Raw genomic sequence first — 22,258 nt, forward strand, 5'->3', positions numbered from 1 at the left:
AAAATATGACTAGTTCTTCGCCTACGCAGAGAGCTTATACTCTCCGTTTGAAGAGCGCAGCCCAGGGGGATAAGTCTTGGGCCGAGAAGCTCTGGGACACGCACGAGATTGTGAACAAGGGAGCCAGGGCCTTCGGAGACTGGCTGCTTACGCTGCGGGGAGGAATCAGCCACAAACTTGAGAATCTGAATGATAAGGAGACCGGGGAAGAAGGAAAGAAAAGGCGGCGCATACTACTCGCTCTTTCCTGGTTGTCGGTGGAATCCAAGGATTTTGCTCCGGAGAAGTACATCGTCGAAAAAGATGGCGAGGACAAGCACAGAACTAAGGAAGCTCTGGAGGCCATTCTGAAATCCCGAAATCTAGAAGATGAAGAAGTTGAGAGCTGGGTGAATGACTGCAAAGACTCTCTCACCTCCTCCATCAGGGATGATGCGGTATGGGTTAACAGGAGCAGGGCTTTTGATGATGCGGTTAGAAAAATTGGCGATTCGCTAACCCGCGAGGAGATTTGGGATGTTCTGGGTAGATTCTTCGGAAAAAAAGAGGCTTATCTAGCGCCTCGCACAATAGACGAGAAGAATGGTAAAACGAAAAAAGAGGAACCCAAAGACCTTGCTAGGAAGGCAGGTGGATGGCTAAGTAAACGTTTTGGTAAGGGCAAGGGTACCGACTTCAGCAAATTGTCAAAGGTGTATTCCGAAATCGTCAAATGGGCGGAAGAGCCCAGGAAGAGTGAACCAAGAACTCTTGCTAATCTTGCATCTGCCCTGAAAGAGGATAGCCTTCAGGGTATTCTGAATCTTATTAAAAATTCTGGTTCCAAGAGCGGAACACGGAATTTTCTTGAGGAAATCGGAGAGGGGGAGGTTAGTAAAGAGAATCTCGCTATTCTGAAGGCAAAAGCCGAAGGAAATAGAAATTATTGCAAAAAGGAAATAGGAGGGAAGGGTAGAAGAGAATGGTCGGATAGGATTCTTAAGTCCATTGAGGAAACTTTAGATGGCAAATTCACCTATCTTCAAGAGAAAGGCCCTGCCAGACACTGGGAATTTGCCGTTATGCTAGATCACGCCGCTCGCAGAATTTCCGCTGGCCACACATGGATTAAGCTTGCCGAGGCAAGGCGCAGGAATTTTGAGGAGGATTCACAGAAAATAAACGAAGTGCCCGAGAATGCGCGACAGTGGCTTGAGACTTATCGCGAAGATCGCTCTAAATCTTCGGGCGCGATTGAGGGCTATCTCATCAGTAAGCGTGCCGTAACAGAATGGGAAACTGTGGTAAAAGCCTGGAAGAATTGCAAAACAGAAGAGGATCGCATTGCTGCAGCAGGGGCTCTGCAGGACAATCTGGGAATCGATCAATTCGGCGATATAAATTTATTCAGGGCACTCGCTTCCGAGGATGTCAGATGCGTGTGGCAGGTTGATGGGAAGCCCGATGCCAATATATTGCTTAACTACGTTGCCGCAACTAAGGCAGAATTTGATAAAAGGCGATTCAAGGTGCCTGCCTACCGACATCCCGACCCTCTGCTCCATCCCGTTTTTTGCGATTATGGGAATTCAAGGTGGGAAATTAGATTTGATGTTCATGAGGTTAACAGGACTGGCAAAAAAGCGAAACAAAACAAAAAAACAATCGAAACTGCCGATGTCCATGGCTTGAAAATGGATTTATGGACCGGAAGCAAAATTGAAAATGTATCTCTTCGCTGGCAATCCAAGCTTCTTGAAAAAGATCTTGCTGTCAAGCAGCTAGATGGGAAGGAAGATGGGAAGAAAGAAGTAAGCAGAGCCAGCCGGTTAGGGCGAGCAGCAGTCGGCGCTGGCTGGGAAACTCCGGTAAGCGCTAGCTCAGTCTTCGCTCAAAAACACTGGAACGGAAGGCTGCAGGCATCGCGTAAAGAACTAAGCCGGATTGCGAGACGAGTAAAAACACGGGGATGGGATGAAAAAGCTAACTCCATGAAGAAAAACCTCAAATGGTTTATCACCTTCTCACCGAAACTAAAGCTTCAGGGTCCATGGATTAGCTATGTCGATAATTCTGAAGACAAGCGTCCATTTACATTTACGAGTAAAGGGGAGCCCATTCTAGATGAGGTGTTTTCCATTGAAAACAAGAATCGAAAAGGCCGTGCGCGTCTTATTCTCTCCCGCCTTCCTGGGCTTCGCGTTCTCTCGATGGACCTGGGACATCGCCATGCGGCGGCATGTGCGGTGTGGGAAACACTGTCATCAAGGCAGCTAGAGGACGCATGTGCAGAAGGAGGCTACGACAAACCTGCCCCCGATGCTATGTACCATCATATCAAATCAAATAGGGGCAAGAGGGTGATTTATCGTCGCATAGGAGCAGACGAGCTTTCTGACGATTCCATCCATCCCACTCCCTGGGCGCGGCTTGAACGTCAATTTCTTATAAAGCTTCAGGGCGAGGAGCGAAAGGCACGCATGGCCACCGCCGATGAGATATGGGAGGTGCATGAGCTGGAAAGAGCGCTTGGCAGGAAAACGCCGCTAGTAGACAGATTGACTAAGTCAGGTTGGGGCAGTGACAGTGGGACTCCGAGACAGCGGCAATTACTTGGAGAACTCAATCAGTGGGGCTGGGAACCTGATGAGGCGCAAGAGAATAGCGAAGACGATGAAATCACCTCCCGTGAATCTCTTCTGGTAGATAAGCTCATGTCCCGTACAGTGGACACAGTACGGAAAGGCCTTCGTCGTCACGGTAATCGGGCGAGGATAGCAAATTTTCTCGTAGCAAGGGAGAAGACTGTACCTGGTGGGCAAATGGATACACTGAACAACGAGGGTCGCAAGGAAATCATCGCCGATGCCCTTGCGTTCTGGTATGAACTGGCGAACGGAGGAGAATGGAAAGATACAGAGGCCCTCGACTGGTGGAAGATACACATTGAACCGGAGTTGTCCGTCGAGGAATTGCCGGACATTGCGGGAACTGGCATTGCACCTAAGGAAAGGAAGAGAAAGAAGAAGGAACTTAAAGAGAAACTGAAACCAGTGGCAGAGAGATTACTTACTTCAGGCGCAAAAAAGTTGTCCGATCAGTGGTGTGAGCGGTGGAAACAAGACGATAAAGAATGGCAAAAGACGCTCCGCTGGCTTCGTGACTGGATACTGCCGAGGGGGGTTAGGGGAAAGAGCGAATTGATACGCAATGTCGGAGGGCTCTCGCTAGATCGTCTCACCACCATACAATCCCTCTATCAAGCGCAGAAGGCCTACTTCACCCGTATCACCCCAAAGGGCATACAGATGGATAAGGACAAGCCGCTCACCGCGGTTATGAACTTTGGTGGGCACATCCTTAACGATTTGGAAAACATGCGGGAGCAGCGTGTCAAGCAGCTTGCAAGCCGCATCGTGGAAGCGGCGCTTGGCGTGGGCCGTGTAAAGATTCCAAAGAAAAGCAAGGACCCCAAGCGCCATTATGAGCGAGTGGATGCACCCTGCCATGCCGTGGTGATAGAAAATCTTACCAATTATCGCCCTGAAGAGACTCGAACCCGACGTGAAAACCGTCAGCTGATGACATGGTGTTCAGGAAAGGTGAAGAAATATCTTTCCGAGAGCTGCAGCCTCCATGGTCTGTTTTTGTGGGAAGTTCCGCCTAGTTATACATCGAGGCAGGATTCCCGCACAGGCTCCCCGGGCATACGCTGCGAGGAAGTATCGGTGGAGAAGTTCTTCAAGACTCCTTTCCGGCAAAGAGAAGTTGCGCGTGCTGAAGAAAAGGACAGTAAAAACAAGGCTAGTGCCTATGAGCAATACCTTATCGATCTTAAGGAGAGATGGAAAAGCAGGGGTGAAGAGACAGCCCTCTTGCGCATTCCCCGGAAAGGCGGTGAGATATTCGTATCTGCCAATAGCAATTCTCCGGCCTCAAAGGGGCTCCAGGCTGATTTGAATGCGGCCGCCAACATCGGTCTCAAGGCGATTACCGATCCCGACTGGTCGGGTAGCTGGTGGTATGTGCCCTGCAGCTCCAAAGATTTCGTGCCTATCAAGGATAAGATTGGGGGCTCTCGGGCATTCGAGAATATCACAACGCCAATGCCTAATCCGGACGATGCGAAAGAAGCTACCGGCAAAAAAAGAAGTGGCAAAAAAGAAATAATCAATCTCTGGCGCAACCCAGCTTGCAGTCCCTTGGAAAGGGATGAGTGGGAGCGCACTGCAAAGTACTGGAACATGGTTGAGTACCACGTAATAAAGAGGTTGAAACGGCAAATGGGCTGATTTAGATGTCCGACGAGTATCTGTGGCCAGCCAGAAATGTTGCGGAGTTCGCCTACTGCCCCCGGCTTTTCTATCTGATGGAGGTGGAGGGTGTATATCTGCCAAACGCTGACACTGAGCAGGGCAAGCTCGTGCATCGCAGGGTACATCACCCGGGCAGCATCCCGAAAAAGGACGATTCAGAGTCCGACAGGGTTGTGCGCAGTTTAGCGCTCACGAGCCAAAAACTTGGCCTCACGGCCACCATGGACCTTGCCGAGATTTCGGGTAATACTGCTGTTCCCATTGAATATCGCAAGGGGCGGCCCAGGAAAGTGACAATGGCTCCGCCTCCAGAAAATCCTGATGAGCCCCCAAACCTGGATGTGATGCCGCTTTATTCATATGAGGCCTGGCCCACGGACAGGGTGCAGCTTGCCTTTCATGCAATCCTTCTCAAAGAAGCAGGATATGAAGTTGAAAGAGCAATACTGTACTATGCCTTCGAGAAACGCAGACTGGAAATAGATGTTAATGATGCCTTCATATCCGAGGCTCTCATAACGCTCGAAGCCGCGAAGTCCTGCGCCCAGGGGCCGCGTCCCATGCCGCTCTTAAACGACGCGCGGTGTCTCCGTTGCTCGCTCCAGCCTATATGCCTTCCCGACGAAGTGAACAATCAAAGGGCTCTGGAAGAAGCAGTAGAGATGAAGCCTCGGAAAATATGGCCTCCAAGAGACGATGGAATTCATGTTGTTGCACAGTCTAATGGAGCGAGAATAGGAATAAGGGGAAAAACCATGAAGGTTACCGATAAGGACGGCTTAACCATCAAGGAGGTGCCACTTCTAACAATGGAGAGCCTGTCTGTGCTGGGCTCGGTGCAGATATCCACGCAAGCCCTCCATGCCCTTGCAGACAGGTGCATACCGATTGCATATCTTTCTTCTGCCGGAAGGATGGTAGCAATGGTAGACCCCCTGGATTCCGTAAGCGCCGAGATTAGAAAGGCACAGATAAGGAAACTTGACGATACCAAGGTATGTATCGAGCTTTCCAGGGCGCTTGTGGCGGCGAAGATATTGAACCAGCGTTCTCTTCTTATGCGTAATCACGGACAGCTCTCTAAAGATGTTTTGGCGGGAATGAAGAGAAATGTAGAGCAAGTTCAAGGAGCAAACTCTATCGATAGTATCCGCGGATACGAGGGCCAGGCGGCCGCCGTATATTTTCAGCACTTCGCAGGCATGTTCAACGGCCAATCCGCGCTGGAGTTCAGCGCAAACGGCAGACAGCGCCGCCCTCCCCCCGATCCGATAAATGCATGCCTTTCCTTTGCATACACCATGCTTACACATGAGTGTGTCGCCGCACTGCGATTGGCCAGGCTGGAGCCTTCCATCGGGGCATATCATGTCTCCCGTCCAGGACGGCCTGCCCTGGCCTTGGATTTGATGGAGCCTTTCCGCCCCCTGGTTGGCGATTCTGTTGCCATCTCTGCGTTTAACCGCGGGGAACTGACTGAAGGGCATTTCATGAAATCTTCAGCAGGCTGTGCCCTTACAAATTCGGGCCGAAAGGCTTTCTTCAAGGCCTATGCCAGAAGAATGGATACACAGATAACCCATACGGTTTTCGGTTATCGCCTTAGTTACAGGAGGATGCTTGTACTTCATGCACGTATGATTGCAGCGTGGCTGATAGGAGAGGTGCCGACATTGGCCTTTCTAACCACGCGATAAGCAGGAGAATTGAAATGAGAGGCTCCTATCTGGTTTGTTATGACATACGGAACCCCAAACGGCTTCGACAGGTGTTCAGGTTAATGAAGGGATACGGCGAACACTGGCAGTACTCGATATTTTTCTGTGTTTTAAAAGATATAGACCGAGTGAGGCTTCAATCAGACATTGAAGAAGAGATAAACCTAAAGGAAGATCAGGTGTTGATAATAAGCATGGGTACGAACGAGAAGGCCGCAAGAGCGGCCACAACGGTTATAGGGCAGTCTCTCAATATGCAAAATGAGCGCATTGTTATCATCTAGCCTTGACAAAAAACTTGAGAGCATGTACATTTATCTTCAGTTCTATAGGAACTGTTTCTTTCACGGCATGTGTCTTCCCCTTCAATGGGCTTTTGGCACCGTGAAGTCAATTATTTCGTATCAAGCGCTCTTTGACATTGCGAGTGCTGAGCTTGTGCATGGGGAGGCGGGGTGTGCTCGTAAACCTTTACTCTAAAGGACTTAGCCTAACTGAAATGAGCTTTGCGAGTAGTGCGAAGTGCTGTTTTGGTGGAAGGGCTCGCGAATCTGCCCTGAAAGACTGGGCAGCTAAGGAATTAGAAGCCCGGTATCGCACCGCTTGAAATTGAGTTAATTGACTGACACGCAGGAACTTACGGTGATAGTTACGGGAGTTATGGGATCGCACCGCTTGAAATTGAGTTAATTGACTGACACTAGAATGCGCCTGTATTAACTAACCGTGTGTTATTATCGCACCGCTTGAAATTGAGTTAATTGACTGACACCCTGGCGACACCCTCGTCAGGCGTCCAACTTTTTGCCATCGCACCGCTTGAAATTGAGTTAATTGACTGACACTCGGACCAACCGGCGCGGGCAAATCGATTTTCCTGGATCGCACCGCTTGAAATTGAGTTAATTGACTGACACTTAAGACAGGGGTAATATTTTGATGAAAAAAAACATCGCACCGCTTGAAATTGAGTTAATTGACTGACACTCACTGTATACATCGAGGCCGAGACCAGCGTATCGGCATCGCACCGCTTGAAATTGAGTTAATTGACTGACACAAAATGGTTCTCGATATACTTTTCCTGTGACTTATTGATCGCACCGCTTGAAATTGAGTTAATTGACTGACACTAATTTAATAATTTATCTCTTTTAAGGTCTTTTTATCGCACCGCTTGAAATTGAGTTAATTGACTGACACTGAAGACGGATTTGACGCTGAAGACTTTGAAGTCCATCGCACCGCTTGAAATTGAGTTAATTGACTGACACTCACGTGCAAGTTAGTGCTTGAGGGATTTGACTTGCCATCGCACCGCTTGAAATTGAGTTAATTGACTGACACAGTGAATTGTCGCACTCCTTGAATCCGGCTCAAAACATCGCACCGCTTGAAATTGAGTTAATTGACTGACACTTAGCTTTTCCAATGGGATACTTGCAACTTCATCTCATCGCACCGCTTGAAATTGAGTTAATTGACTGACACGCAATGTCTTGAATTCGCCAGCCTAAGACCGCCTCATCGCACCGCTTGAAATTGAGTTAATTGACTGACACTGATTTTTTTGGTTTTTTTTCAGGGTTCCCCGTCATCGCACCGCTTGAAATTGAGTTAATTGACTGACACGCGGGTTTGCGAGGCAGAGCGCCAGGACCTGGATATATCGCACCGCTTGAAATTGAGTTAATTGACTGACACCATTCACCCCTATTTCTATGTCGGACTTCTAAATTATCGCACCGCTTGAAATTGAGTTAATTGACTGACACTTGAAAGTGCGTTTTTTGTTAGTGCCGCTCCGATATGATCGCACCGCTTGAAATTGAGTTAATTGACTGACACTAGGCCGATAAATAGATATATATAGTGTTATGCTATCGCACCGCTTGAAATTGAGTTAATTGACTGACACTGAAGATTCCGCCATTCCCCCGGTTTTGGCAAATCATCGCACCGCTTGAAATTGAGTTAATTGACTGACACTGTTTAGATATGAAGCTGTTGTTATTTGATTGATCATCGCACCGCTTGAAATTGAGTTAATTGACTGACACCAATTATGCGCGGCTAACATGATCAGCAATCCAAGATCGCACCGCTTGAAATTGAGTTAATTGACTGACACGTATATTTGATCTTGTTACCGATATAGTACATGAATCGCACCGCTTGAAATTGAGTTAATTGACTGACACCGACAGACTTACATCTAGTCGACCCACGCGCTTATATCGCACCGCTTGAAATTGAGTTAATTGACTGACACAGTCGCGCAAGGTGCAATCGGTAATCGATACGGGATCGCACCGCTTGAAATTGAGTTAATTGACTGACACTCCGACGTATGCTGTCAGCCGTCCGGCGCTCTACTCATCGCACCGCTTGAAATTGAGTTAATTGACTGACACAATTAAGCTTTTTATCGGGCCGATCTCGCCCAAAATATCGCACCGCTTGAAATTGAGTTAATTGACTGACACATATATCCACTTGACCAGTCGCCCCACGGATCAGCATCGCACCGCTTGAAATTGAGTTAATTGACTGACACCGGGTGACTCCGTCTGAGATGGATACGCTTAACCAGATCGCACCGCTTGAAATTGAGTTAATTGACTGACACATTCATTTTGCGAATTTCTTCGCGCTTGGTTTTCAGATCGCACCGCTTGAAATTGAGTTAATTGACTGACACTACCATCGCTGTGTATCTCCTTTCCCTCACGCAGTCATCGCACCGCTTGAAATTGAGTTAATTGACTGACACCGGCGATAAGCGTTGTGCCCGCACTGTTGCATGTGATCGCACCGCTTGAAATTGAGTTAATTGACTGACACATATAGTGCGAGGCAACGAGACAACTGCGCCGGTGTCGCACCGCTTGAAATTGAGTTAATTGACTGACACTGCCGAATCCACAACCGGCAGGACAGTCCTACCGCGTCGCACCGCTTGAAATTGAGTTAATTGACTGACACGTTTTTTCTTCGGTTTTGTTTCTAACGGTGCGATATCGCACCGCTTGAGAAGGAAATCGCAGATTGATCAACAATCATAAAATCAGATAGAATAGTTTTTTGGATACTCAAATTCAGTACAAAAAGGACTCTTCCCCAGGTTTGGGTGGCTTAAATCAAAAACTGGCTCCCATAAGGGGGTGCTTCTGTTGACGGAACAAGGCAGTGACTAGATACATAGCTCTTCTCAGGGCTGTGAATGTTGGCGGTACAGGCAAGCTTTCCATGAAAACTCTGTCGGACTTGTGTATTGAACTTGGCCTTGAGAATGTGCGTACCTACATTCAGAGTGGGAATATTGTTTTCGATAGCAATCTCGCTGAAACTGCAATCCGAAGAGCCCTGGAAGAAGCTCTAGCGGATAAATTAGAAATAAAAACCGAGGTTGTTCTTCGAACTGCAAAGGAACTGAAGGCCGTGCTGGACGCAAATCCCTTTTCAACAAGCAAGTTATCCGGGGTGGGTGTATTTTTCCAAACCAGTCCCATTAACGATAGACTTTTTCATCCTTCAAGCACGGAGGAAATCCGGATGGGGGAAAGAGAAGTTTATATCCACTTCAAAGCTGGAATGGCCTCCTCAAAACTCAAACTTCCCACCAGGATGTGGAACCATGCGCAATATGAACACGGTTTCAAATCTTGCAAGCATGGCTGGGGAATCCTGAATCTGGTTCTATTTCCACAGCGATTATTATCATGGTGACTGCAGTTTTGCTCGAGTGCCAGCTTCAGCGGATCGAAAGTTCAGCAGTTTATCTTATCCCATTTCCCATTTTGAACTTTCTGAGTCTTAAGGCATTGAAGACTACGGAAAGAGAGCTGAATGCCATTGCCGCGGCGGCTATCATTGGGCTTAGAAGTGGTCCCCCAAATGCAAATAGAACCCCTGCCGCTATTGGAATTCCCAGGATGTTGTATGCGAAGGCCCAGAAAAGGTTTTGTTTGATATTTCGCATTGTAGCCTGACTGAGCTTGATTGCTGTAACTACATCCAGCAGGCTGCTATTCATCAGTACTATATCGGCTGATTCCATAGCCACGTCTGTTCCCGTACCTATCGCTATTCCCACGTCCGATATCGCGAGTGCGGGGGCGTCGTTGATTCCATCGCCAACCATCGCAACCGTAGATTCGCTTTTCTGGAGTTTCTTAACCTCGTGAGCTTTATCCTGAGGCAGTATTTCCGATAACACCTTATCGATATTGACTTGGCGTGCAATTGCAGTGGCGGTTCGGCGGTTATCACCCGTTATCATCACTATTCTCATTCCCATTTCACGAAGCTTTGCGATTGCCTTCGCGCTTGTTTCCTTTATGGTGTCGGCAACGGCGATGATTCCCGCCATTTTGCGGTCTATAACTGCGTACATGGGAGTTTTTCCATCCTCAGCGAGCTGCTCAGATTGTTTCGTCTTATCGAGTTTGATTCCTATTGCATCAAGCAGGGCCTGGTTTCCAAAAAAGACTTCTTTGTTTTCGGTTTTGTATTTCACACCCTTCCCGGGGACTGCCTGGAATTCTTGAATTTCCTTTAGTCTTATTCCTTTTTCTTCGGCAGCCCTTACTACCGCATTGCCTATTGGGTGTTCCGAGTTTTTCTCGCCGGAGGCGCATAAGGTTAATATTTCCTCTTCACTGATGCTGCTTGTGCTCAATATGTCGGTAAGCTTCGGCTGACCTTTGGTGATAGTGCCGGTTTTATCAAAAACTACTGTGTCTATTTTGTGAGCGGTTTCCAGTGGACGTCCTCCTTTTATTAGAACGCCCAATTCTGCTCCTTTGCCTGTTCCAACCATTATCGCAGTTGGAGTTGCCAAACCCAGGGCACAGGGGCATGCAATTACCAGCACGGAAATAAGAACCGTAAGGGCAAATTCTAGAGATTCACCGGAAAGAAACCATACTGCGCCTGATAATATGGCTATCCCGATTACGATGGGGACGAAGTAAGCCGAGATGGCATCGGCAATTCTGGAGATAGGTGCTTTTGAACTTTGAGCCTCTTCTACAAGTTTGATAATCTGAGAGAGTGCGGTATCCTCACCAACCTTGCTTGCACGGAATTGTATTGTACCATTCTTGTTGATACTCGCGCCGATAACCAAATCCCCGACACTTTTTTCTATGGGAAGACTTTCACCGCTAATCATTGACTGATCGACACTGGTATTTCCATTGATAACTATGCCATCGACGGGTATTTTGGCGCCTGGTTTCACCAGGATTACATCGCCCGGTTTCACATCTTCAATGAGGACAATGGTTTCTGAGTTACCTTCCAATACTATCGCGGTTTTCGGTTGAAGGCCGATGAGTGTTTTTATCGCCTGGGAAGTCTTCTTCTTTGAGATTGTTTCCAGGTATTTACCCAAGAGTATCAGAGTGATTATCACGCTGGCGGTTTCAAAGTAGAGATTTTCTGCGTATATGGCTTCACCGGCAGCTATCCTGATAATGGCATAGATGCCGTATAGAAATGCTGTGTTGGTTCCGATGACGATTAGCGAGTCCATGTTGGGATGTGCTTTGAAGATGGCCCTGAAACCTACCAGGTAGAAGCGGTTGCCCGCTATTAGGACGGGTATTGTAAGGAAGAGTTGAGAAAGCCCGAAAACCAGCGGATTGTTTTCCGGATTCACTAAGCCTGGCAACGGAAGCCCTATCATGTGCCCCATTGAAAGGTAGAGAAGGGGGATAGTGAAGGCCGCCGATATGATAAACTTCTTCAGCAGCGTTTCAATTTCGGATTTATCTTGTACTTCTTCGTTTACACGGGGTTCAACTTCTTTTGCCTGGTAACCTGCATGATTGATACTGGCCCTTATCTGTGAAATTCCAGTATTGCCTGGATTGTATCGAATAAGAGCCTTTTCTGTTGTCAGGTTGACAAATACCTCAGATACGCCAGGAAGCTTGGATATTGCCCTTTCGACGGTTGTGGCGCAGCCTGCGCATGTCATGCCGCGGATTGGGATGAGTATTTCCCTTAATGGGTTAATCTCGCTTGTTTCGTAACCAATATCTTTAATAGTTTTCGCTATTACGGGAATGGATGTTAAATTCCCATCATAAGTGACATCCAGTCTCTCATTTGCAAAATTTACAGATGCTCTTTCAACGCCTGGTAATTGTACAACTGCCTTTTCGATTAAATTCACGCAAGATGAGCAGGTGATTCCCCGAATCGATAACTGCTGTTTCACTATTTTGTTTTCCTCCATGTATTATACCTTACACCGGCAGGGGGGGGATCGTCAATTTTTTCTCAAATCTATAAGACTTAATTGGTTGCCTGGAAAGATTTGTAATAAGGAGTGAAACTTCCTATGATGGTTTTAGCGGATAGGGAGACAGCTATGCAGCGGTGGGAAGCAATCCAGGTTTTAACTAAGGAAAACGAAAGTCGGATTCGCAATAATCCGTTGTTAAATATTGACACTTTCATTATTCCTTCTCCTTTCATTTACGATCCCTCGGCCACGAAGGATTATCAGCATAGCTATACATGGATAGAAGAGGGTGAGATTTTAGGCTATCTGCTCACCTATAGTTCATCCAACCATAGGGAATATCTGATATACAAGCTGGTTACGAGTCCATACGGCCGTGGCAGGGGTATTGGCAGTACATTTATCGAAAATCTGGCCAGGGAGATATCGGAGGAATCCAATATCTATCTCTATGTATGGGAGAAGCAACACGATACGGTTGAGTTTTTTCGTCATAACGGCTTCGAAGTGGAAGATAGCATTGTCTATCGGAACATGGTTTATTATCGGCTAAGCGCAATAAGCAGGGATTTGCTTAAAAAAGTTGGGAAGGCGAGTCGAAGAACTCCAGCGGCCGACGAAATTGGGCGAACCCGACACGATGCTCGCAAAACACTTAGTTCATTGATGGCAATGATAAACGCACTCGCGCCCGAAAATGCGGGGCGAATAATTGAGGATATTAATAGAGAAACTACCACTCTTATAAATATGCTGAATATGTACCGAGATTCCGTGTCCATGGCGCACGAGGTGAACTTGCAGGAGTTAATCTTGGAAAGACTGGTTCCATACGTAAACGCCAGCCAGGAAGAAATTGAATTGTCGATTAATCTCCTGGTTCAGAAACCGGTTGTGTTAGGACATTGGCTGAATATTGGGAGAGCATTAGTGAATTTGGCCTCGAATTCCATCGATGCGATGACGGATAACGAAGAACCCAACAGATTAAATATTTCTTTGTACGAGGATGACGATGGCTTTGTGAAGCTTCGAATTGCGGATAATGGCAGCGGCATTCCACAGGAACTGCTAGCGCGTGGCCCGGACAACCGCCCGGCTTTCATTGGGAAATCCACAAAGGCTGATGGGAAGGGTGAGGGACTGGGGACAGCCCAGGTTTGGAGTTCTTTCGGCCCGAACCGGCTCGAAGTACATAGCGAGATTGGCAAGGGAACTGAATGGATAATTAAATTTGAGCGTTCTGTAGTTGGGCTTACAAAGCGCTTTTCATCGCTTCAGAGGCGTTTTTTTGAGCTCCAGGGTTTGGAAGATGAAACTAGAATTTCTGATAAATCAACCCGCACCGAAATAGTTTCGGCGATTTGGAGGGTTCGTAAAAAAGAGATATTCCTTTTTGAGCTTCTGGAACAGTTTAGTCACCACCACAATATTCGGGATTTATATCGAATTATCCTTTCGTATTTCCATGGAAATATGAGAGAAAACGAATTTGAAATTAAGGCAAGGAAATGGAAAGGAATACACCAGGCTCTAAATAGATGGCTGTCTACCACCGCTAAGAGAATCCTGAGGAGTCACAAAATGCTTGCGACCCACGTTGATATGAGAAACCATCGTGATGCTTTGTTCAAGAGTTATGGCCAGTCGATTGATAAGGTAATCATTTTCACATTGAACCCTGGAGAAAAAACTTTTCTGGCGACGGATAGGAAACTCGCCGAACATTTGGATTTTGTTCCTTATCTTGGAGGCGACAAGGACAGCTTGCTTCGCGGGGAATTTGTTGGCGATGTGAATATTGACAGCAATCCCATATATCTTGGTGTCTGGTCGGTTGATTCAGACGAAGATCTCAAAGATAAGCTTCTGCTGTTGCAAAAGGGGGCGCAGACGATATTGGAGTTCGGCATACACCCAGCCAAGCGTCTTGCATTCTATCAGTCTACTTACATCCGTTATACTCGCGACATAGATTCTGATACATCGAGCACTTTTGGAGAGTTTGCAACGCTATCCTTGAAGGAATTGGAAGAGCGATTTGTTAGAACGGCTGAAAGTGAAATGCAGGGATTCATAACGGCACTGGATTAATACTCGAATGAGGATTGACCTTCAAGACAGGTATATGCTATTTCAGATACCCACTTAGTCACTATCAGCCAGAAGCGCGGAGAATCAATCATGCTCAACGTCTCAGATGTTAGTCTTTCCTTCGGGAAGCGTCTGTTGTTTAAGGATGTCAATATCAAGTTCCTCCCTGGTAACTGCTATGGATTAATTGGAGCGAACGGTTCGGGGAAATCGACATTTCTGAAAATACTTTCGGGAGAGCAGGAAATAGATTCAGGTACTGTAGCTATTAGTTCCGGAATGAGGGTGGCAGTTCTCATGCAGAATCGGAGTGCTTTCGATGAGTATTCAGTTTTGCATGCAGTTATCAAGGGCTTTCCTATGCTTTATGAAATTATGCAGGAAAGAGAGTTGCTCTATTCCAAACCGTCCATGACGGATGATGAGGGTATAAGGGTTGCGGAATTAGAGAGTGAGTTTGCGGGAATGGGTGGTTATGAATCTGAGAGCGAGGCAGCGACACTGCTCTCTGGTTTGGGAATCAGCGATGATATTCATCAGAAACAGATGTCGGAACTTGATGATGATGTTAAAGTTCGCGTTCTTGTTGCCCAGGCTCTATTTGGGAATCCGGATATACTATTACTCGACGAACCAACAAATCATCTTGATATCGAATCCATCAGATGGCTCGAAGACTTCTTATTGAGGTTAAACAACATTGTCATTGTTGTAAGCCACGACAGGCATTTTCTTAACAAAGTATGCACTCACATCGCCGATATCGATTTCGGGAAAATCAGTGTTTATTACGGAAACTATTCATTTTGGCAACAAGCCAGCCAACTTGTTGTGACCCAGCAGCGAGATCGTCAAAAAAGAGCCGAGGCGCGAGCTGCGGAACTGAGGCTGTTTATACAGCGCTTTTCGGCAAACGCTTCGAAAAGCAAACAGGCAACAAGCCGCATGAGGGAATTGAATAAACTCGATTTGGAAAGTCTACCGCGAAGCTCAAGACGATTTCCTTATTGCAGCTTCAACTCTGAGCGTAAACTTGGGAAAGTTATTTTGGAACTTGAAAACTGTTCGAAAAGCTTCGACTCACAGATATTGTTTACTTCATGGGATTTGAGTGTCCAGAAGGGCGATAAAATTGGTTTTGTCGGGCCAGATAATCTGGCTAAAACGGCATTTATGGATATAATAGCCGGAGAACTTGAGTTGGATGAGGGCAGAATCACATGGGGCGCCACTGTTACTTCTGACTACTTCCCCAAGAATAATTCGAGATTTTTCAATAGTGATTTATCCATAACCGACTGGCTTCGGCAGTATTCCACCGAGCAGGATGTGGCATACATCCGTGGATTTCTTGGGCGAATGCTGTTTACTCAAGATGAATCTTTGAAAAGAGTTAACGTATTATCTGGAGGAGAAAAGGTTCGCTGCTTGCTTTCTAAAATGATGTTGAGCGGGGCGAATGTTTTAATTTTGGATAATCCAACCAGCCACCTCGATCTTGAATCTATCACGAGCCTGAATAATGGACTAATCGACTTCGATGGCTCGATTTTTTTTGCAAGCCACGATCTTCAATTTATCAATACAATAGCCAATCGCATTATCGAATTTACTCCCGCCGGAGTGATAGATCGCCGGATGTCGCTTGAGGAATATCTACAGAGTAAGGATGTAGCCAGGTTCAGAGATGAAATGTATGGTGGTCGCCATGAACGTCTAAGGATATAGGTGTTTTTGCGCAATTAATGCTGATATAACCAAGAATCCTCAGAACCCTCGCACGATAAGCGTGATTGAGAACAAATAGACTCCTGGCCTCCTTGTTGCTCTCTGACAATTACACGATTGATGCCAAACGTATGCTTGCCAAAATTCGCTTTGTGCATTTCGTTATTCGAGTTACATAATCTACTTGCTAAGGTTTACCTAAAACCGGTACATACTAGATGAATATGTCGCTTATGCAATCGCCCATCCGTTCTGGAGAAGGTGGTTCTCATCCCTCTCAATCGTGTGTGTGAAAACCAGGATGCTTATTTTCGGTGAACGGCGACAAATAATGGATTGTCGTGTTATATGCGTCGTTTTTCTTGTGCCTATAGTAAGTTTGGCAGGCGCGGAAAAGTTTGAGCGGTTTGACAACAAACCCATATGGCGAAGGGCGTTTGGAGGGGAAATAAACACCTTTCCAGCTCAGGGCCCAGGTTCCGATGTCTACATCGTTGCGGAAGACAGGGCCCTTCACAGCCTTAATGGTGATACTGGTGAAGTAAACTGGATTTATCGGCCAGGAGGGAAACTCAGAAGCCTCTTGATGATTGGCGCGGATGGCACAATTTATATTCAGAATGATAGGCGGGAATTCTTTGCGGTTACGCCGGGAGGCACCGGAAGATGGAAACTGCTGTTGAGTGCGGAAATGGCTGTGCTGCCCGCGGGCAGTTCAGACGGAAGAGTATTCCTGCCATTGCTCAGTGGCGAAATGTTATGTGTCTCCAGGCGTGGTGAGATTTTGTGGACCATAGATATGGGAAGTGAGGCATCAGCCTCCCCAGTTGTCAATGCCGATGGTTTGGTTTGGATTCCATTGAATAGCGGGAAAATCATTTGTGTTGATACCTGGGGGGAGGAGATAGCGCATGTGAGCCTTGACGAATCGGTTTCAACATTGGCCCTGGATGGCGATGAACGGATTTGGGCTGGAGGATATGATGGCGCCATTTCGGTTTTTCCACACTATACCGGCCGACATTCACAATCAGCTTCAACCCAACTGGATCCTGTATTTAGACTTAAAACTGAATCATCGAGGGTTACCGCGATACTGACAACGAGTTCCAAGCAGGGACTAGTTTTTTATGCCACCGGCGAAGCAGTTGCATACAGTGAAGACGGGGAGGAAACCGGACGTTTCCGAATAGCGCTTAGTAGTGGCGCTCCTTCAGTTTCAACCGATGGGACAATTTTCGCTCCCGTATCCGATGGAAGTATCCGAGTAGTTCACCCGGATGCGATAAATGCGCATACCAAACTCCAAGTAGGTTCCGCATTGTCCGAACCCCTGCTTACTGAACAAGGTATGCTGATAGCAGGTGGCAGGGATTGGATACTCTATGCCTGGAAAGCTGGCTTGCCGGGTTCCGGATGGCTTCAGTTCAGAGGCGGTCCCCTAAGATCGGGAACACTTCCCACCTCATCAGCAGTTATCGATCGGAAAACTGCTCGTAAGGATTCGAGATTTTTGATTCGCGAACAGATGGCTGTATCCGATAGTCTGGAACAGCGCATGAAGCTTGTTGAGGAAATAGAGTCCTACACCGACGAACTGACAATGCGCAAAGCTCTCCCCTGGGTGGATTTGCTGCTGGAGGATTTGGTATCAATTGGAACTATTCGCTCCGTGGATGTAAAAAGCTCTCATGCCTTAGTTCGTGCGGCAGGCTATCAATTAATTTCAAAAGGAATTGATTTCAGATTGCGAGGTTTAGTTCTTCAATGTCTGCGAAACGAAAAAGATCCATTGGCTCTGGCAGCCGGTTTTCGAGCTCTAGGCTACATCGGTTCTGATTGGGATGGAGCATCAATGCGGACAATATACAGCCGTTATAAGGCTTTAGGCCCGCAGGGAGAGAGATTCATTTTGGAAACAGCCCGAGCTCTAATGGATTTGATTCGATATAACGGCGGTGTAAGCGATTCATCAGGCATCGATTTGATCAACAGACTCCTAAGCAGCGATATTTCGAATGTAAATAAAAAAGAGCTACTCTTTATTCTGGCGGATGGATAAAAATGAGGGACATCGTAAGGATTGATGAATACAATTTCAACTTACAAGGATTTGAAGAATGACTCAAAGAAAATTTCTCCGTATGTTTCTGGTGACGGTGCTGTGTTTGCCTTTGAATGCTCAAGAAGCTCAGGTAGACCGCGATGAGTTGATTAGTATTGGCGATCAGTCAATAAAATTCATTAACTATGTTGGCCCCTACGAGTTTATAAACACGGCAGATCAGATTCTCGGTATAGGCCGTTTTTTGGGCAGTGGGATCACTCCTGAAATCTCTGGCAAAAACTCAATTGGCGGGAAGTACGAGGTTGTTCACATCGTTGAGCCGAGCATTGAACAAGGTTTTGATTCAGATGTTTTCATTGTTGGAAACGATGCGGCGGTAGATCATATCAACAATCTTAGAACGATAATTGCTGGATATCTAGAAACGGTTTATGATTTCTCTAGACGGGATGCCTATCTAATTGCCGAGTTTATAACATATTACAATGCGGTATACAGGAAAGACATGGAAATGGTTAGGGAGCGTTATAAAGAACCGGTTGTCAATTTTCTGAATCCTGATTTCTTGGGGCTCGACACGCATTATTCAAATTGGGCGGGGAAAACCCAGATGCTCATACCTCTTGGCACGAAATTTGATTCGGGCACTTCCGTGGATGCCGGGGCAATTGCAGACGATCAGGTAGTGGAGGAGATGCGCAAGGAAGAGGATATGGGTTTGGATTCTCGGCGAGGTATGGTGGAGCTTCGAGAAAGGGAAATAATCAAGGAGCAGGAAAATCTCGATAAGCTCCGTGGTGAATTGGAGAGCAAACGGAAGTCAATTTCGGAAAAACTTGATGACTTTGAAGAAAAAGAAGAACCTGGTTTGGAGGAAAGGGCGGTAAGGGAAGAACTGGAGAAGGATAAATCGAGCGTTGAAAAAGCGATCGAGGAACTAGAAGAACTCCAGAAAAAGGTGGATGAGGAGACGAAGGAAGTTCTCGTAATGCGAGATGATATCTCCGAAGATGAGAACAAACGAATTGCCGCTGAAAACGAGGATGTAACCACATCGACAAGCTTGTTGGAACCAATCTGGTTTCTGACTGTTGATAATGAGGGGGATGGTATTCCCTATGGCAGAGTTGTGAAATACAACTCCGAAAATAGTGAATTACTTGCAGTAAGTAAGCTTACCGCCGTGCGCGGGCGATCAATGGCTATATTGCCGGATTCGATTATTGTTATTGCCGGGAGAAGAGGTTCGAATTCCAAGGTGAGATTAATGCTGCTCGACAGAAATACACTGGAAACAATATCGGTGGGGGAGCATGATATTTTCCCTGGTTCCCTAATGATGATGGACGGCAGCGATATATACCTGGTTACCACTGAAAAAGGCGAATGGCGTCTAGGTAAATTCGATACGACCATGAACAGAACAGCGATTAGTCAACTTGCGATAACACCATGGACTTCGATATCCTGTGACGAATCTTCAATATACGTTCAGGGGGCCGAGGGTGGCATTCTAAAGCTTTCAAACGCCAATTTGAAAGAGAAAAATCGCGACTAAAAACCCTGAAAACTATCAGTCCAGAATACTATAGTCCAAAGCACTTTCCTCTTGATCAATGCCAAGTTCCTCTAAGTACAGAGGTTCGAGATTAAGTTCTCGAAGAAGATCTCTTGTGTCGGCAGCCGGATTCGCGAGATTCGTACGGGATGAATCGACTGCAATTTTGATTATCTGCTGTTCATCCCTGTCTGCTTCAAAAACCATGAGATTACTCATTTCCGTGGGTTGAGTGCCTGCGATGAAATATTCGGATCGAAGCTGATCCTTGGGAGTATCGTTGCCGGGCAACATACCGGTTCTACGATCTATTACAACCTCAACAATTCCGGTTACAGGTTTGGGGAAGTCTATTTTGGGTAAACTTTCGTGTATTTTCTTCATGTAACTAGCCCAGACAGGTCCCGTGGACGTAGCCCCTGTCTGGGTTCTACCCAGCGAATTGCCTCTCTTGTCAAAACCCATCCAAATAGCTGTGGTGTGATACGGAGAGAAGCCGACAGTCCAGGCATCAGCCCAGTTCTGAGAGGTACCGGTTTTACCTGCCATGGGCATTCCATCAAAACCATTTACAGTATTTTTAGCCCAGGCCAGAGTGCCTGAAGAGACAGTACTTTGCAGGATACTGGTTATTATAAATGCTGTCTGTGGCGACATGATTTGCATGTTTTTTCTTTCTTGTGATTCTCGAAGTTCGCGTTCGGGGTTTACTATTACATTTCCATCACGGTCTTCAATGTATCTGATTGCGATGGGCTCTACCTCATAGCCAGCATTAGCCATTGTTGCGTATGCGCGTGCAAGTTGTATTGGAGATAAGCCCAGTGTCCCCAAACCCAGTGGATATACTCTATCAAAGGTTTTGGCAATTTCCTGAGTGCTGGTAATTCCAAGAAGCTCTGCCGATCTATTTATTGCGGCGTCGAAACCGATGGATTCAAGAACTATAAGAGCGGGTATGTTAAGTGATTTTGCAAGCGCATCTCTAAGCAACACACTGGCAGACCAAGTATCATTGTAATTACGGGGAATATAGGACGTACCATCGGGACTGATAAAAATTCTGGGGCCGTCGTGGATTCGGCTGGCAGCCGTGAAGTCTCCTGAGCTAATCGCGGCCGAGTAGTAGAGAGGCTTGAACGCAGAGCCTGGCATTATGTTTGCCTCCATGGCGCGATTAAACTGGTTATTTCGGCTGAATTCACTTCCACCCACCATGGCCAGGATGTAACCGGTTTTATTATCAAGAGTGATTAGAGCAGTCTCGACATTGTTCATTTTTTGGTATGTCAGAGCATGCTCGTAAGAGATGTTCGCGATTGATTTCAGATCGTTCAACCCGAATACCATCGACATTAAATCAGTCACCGAGGTTAGTTGATTTATCACAACTCTGCGAGCGGCTCCTTTCTTTTCAGCTTCAAGGGACTGTATGTCGGGAATGTCAAAGACAAACGACAGAAGCTCTATAGTTTCGACTAGAGACTTTGAAGCATATCTATTCCTGTTGTCTCTATGGTCCCGATATTTCTGATTCCATATCTGCAACCCCTTTTCAATCTGTTCATCGGCCTCTTTTTGATAGTCAAGGTTCAATGTCGTATGTATGGTATAGCCATCCCGATAGATATCTTGTTGACCAAATAGATGTTTCTCTACTTCGTTTCGAATGAATTCGCTGAAATAGGGAGCTTTGTCATTGGCCAGGCGACTGGAATAAGGTGAGTCGGTGGCCGAGCGAGACCAGTCGAAATTGTTCCAGTAGTTTTCGAATGAGGCGTCGGCGGCTTCGGAATCCACATGGCCCGCCGCAACCATTTGGTTCAATATTTCCCGTTGCCGAAATCTTGCAGCCTGGGGCTGTGTTATCGGCGAGTATAAATCGGATCCCACAAGTTGTATTACCAGCATTACTGCTTCGGCAGGAGAGTTTTCGGCGGTCGGATGTCCGAAGAAAAATTGACTGGCCGCCTCTACACCATAGGTGTTGTGGCCGAAATAGACTGAATTCAAGTATAGTTCCAAAATTTCTTGCTTTGTGAATCGGCGTTCAAGCTGGTAGGCCCACCATATCTCTTTGAGTTTTCGTTTTATGGAAATTTCTGTGCGATCCGCGTGTCTGGTGCCTGCAACCTGCATAGTGAGGGTGCTGAAACCGGAGAAATATCCCTTATCAGTAAGGGTGTAGAGTATGTTGTTAATAATCGCGCGTATGAGGCCTCCGAAAGATACGCCGGTATGCTTATAGAAAGGCGCATCTTCTCTGGTAAGCAATGCATAAATCTGAACCTTTGGAATTGCAGTTATAGATATGAGATTGCGTTTCTCATCAGAAAAGAATTCGGTAATCAACCTTCCGTTGACGTCGAGTAGCTGAGAAGGAATAGCCGGCTTTGAGGTAGTTATTTCTTCCATATTGCGCACGTTATATGTGGCCGCGAGATTCAACCCTAAAAAAATTCCGAATAGGATTGCGCATGCAAAGAATGAAAAACTGAGAGCGATGAATACCACACGTCGTTTGCCGGTAAAAATCACGGT

10 protein-coding genes and 1 CRISPR repeat array are annotated in these 22,258 nt (G+C 46.5%); of the genes, 8 read left to right on the plus strand and 2 right to left on the minus strand.

Annotated elements, in window-relative coordinates; translation table 11 throughout:
• The first annotated feature begins 5 nt into the window (after positions 1 to 5).
• The 4 genes from cas12b to S1OALGB6SA_RS04790 all read left to right on the plus strand — a co-directional run bounded on the left by cas12b (position 6) and on the right by S1OALGB6SA_RS04790 (position 9,742).
• Positions 6 to 4,271, plus strand: a complete 4,266-nt coding sequence (gene cas12b / locus S1OALGB6SA_RS04775; RefSeq protein WP_124032713.1) for a type V CRISPR-associated protein Cas12b — start codon at positions 6 to 8, stop codon at positions 4,269 to 4,271.
• Positions 4,272 to 4,276: 5 nt separating this feature from the next.
• Positions 4,277 to 5,992 (plus strand): CRISPR-associated endonuclease Cas4g/Cas1g, encoded by a 1,716-nt coding sequence (gene cas4g/cas1g, locus S1OALGB6SA_RS04780; protein ID WP_124032714.1) that lies wholly within the window; start codon positions 4,277 to 4,279, stop codon positions 5,990 to 5,992.
• Positions 5,993 to 6,006: 14 nt separating this feature from the next.
• Positions 6,007 to 6,297 carry a CRISPR-associated endonuclease Cas2 gene (gene cas2 / locus S1OALGB6SA_RS04785; RefSeq protein ID WP_124032715.1) on the plus strand — a complete coding sequence of 97 codons (291 nt, stop codon included), beginning with the start codon at positions 6,007 to 6,009 and terminating at the stop codon, positions 6,295 to 6,297.
• A gap of 309 nt (positions 6,298 to 6,606) precedes the next feature.
• A CRISPR array of direct repeats spans positions 6,607 to 8,998; the repeat unit is 36 nt; unit sequence ATCGCACCGCTTGAAATTGAGTTAATTGACTGACAC.
• Between the two features lie 204 nt (positions 8,999 to 9,202).
• On the plus strand, positions 9,203 to 9,742 hold the full coding sequence (locus S1OALGB6SA_RS04790; RefSeq protein WP_230204420.1) for a DUF1697 domain-containing protein: 540 nt from the start codon (positions 9,203 to 9,205) through the stop codon (positions 9,740 to 9,742).
• Positions 9,743 to 9,791: 49 nt separating this feature from the next.
• Here the strand turns inward: S1OALGB6SA_RS04790 and S1OALGB6SA_RS04795 are convergent, their stop codons facing one another.
• Positions 9,792 to 12,242, minus strand: coding sequence for a heavy metal translocating P-type ATPase (locus tag S1OALGB6SA_RS04795; protein WP_230204421.1), 2,451 nt, complete (start codon positions 12,240 to 12,242; stop codon positions 9,792 to 9,794).
• Between the two features lie 123 nt (positions 12,243 to 12,365).
• On the opposite strand from S1OALGB6SA_RS04795, the gene S1OALGB6SA_RS04800 reads away from it, so the two are divergent.
• The 4 genes from S1OALGB6SA_RS04800 (at position 12,366) to S1OALGB6SA_RS04815 (ending at position 19,717) form a co-directional block, all read left to right on the plus strand.
• The gene (locus S1OALGB6SA_RS04800) at positions 12,366 to 14,363 is read left to right on the plus strand and encodes a GNAT family N-acetyltransferase (protein WP_124032716.1); all 1,998 of its coding nucleotides are present in this window, start codon (positions 12,366 to 12,368) and stop codon (positions 14,361 to 14,363) included.
• Between the two features lie 90 nt (positions 14,364 to 14,453).
• Positions 14,454 to 16,091 (plus strand): ABC-F family ATP-binding cassette domain-containing protein, encoded by a 1,638-nt coding sequence (locus S1OALGB6SA_RS04805; protein WP_037561017.1) that lies wholly within the window; start codon positions 14,454 to 14,456, stop codon positions 16,089 to 16,091.
• Between the two features lie 331 nt (positions 16,092 to 16,422).
• Entirely contained in the window at positions 16,423 to 18,153 is a 1,731-nt protein-coding gene (locus tag S1OALGB6SA_RS04810; protein WP_161786752.1) for an outer membrane protein assembly factor BamB family protein, read from the plus strand.
• A gap of 58 nt (positions 18,154 to 18,211) precedes the next feature.
• Positions 18,212 to 19,717: a P83/100 family protein gene (locus tag S1OALGB6SA_RS04815; protein WP_037561020.1), complete on the plus strand. Its 1,506-nt coding sequence runs from the start codon at positions 18,212 to 18,214 to the stop codon at positions 19,715 to 19,717.
• A gap of 15 nt (positions 19,718 to 19,732) precedes the next feature.
• Here the strand turns inward: S1OALGB6SA_RS04815 and S1OALGB6SA_RS04820 are convergent, their stop codons facing one another.
• Complete coding sequence (locus tag S1OALGB6SA_RS04820) at positions 19,733 to 22,255, minus strand: penicillin-binding protein 1A (RefSeq protein ID WP_124032718.1); 2,523 nt, start codon at positions 22,253 to 22,255, stop codon at positions 19,733 to 19,735.
• Positions 22,256 to 22,258 lie beyond the last annotated feature (3 nt).

This window comes from Olavius algarvensis spirochete endosymbiont, from assembly GCA_900608495.1.
In the GTDB taxonomy this organism is placed as follows: Bacteria; Spirochaetota; Spirochaetia; order DSM-2461; family DSM-2461; genus UBA2779.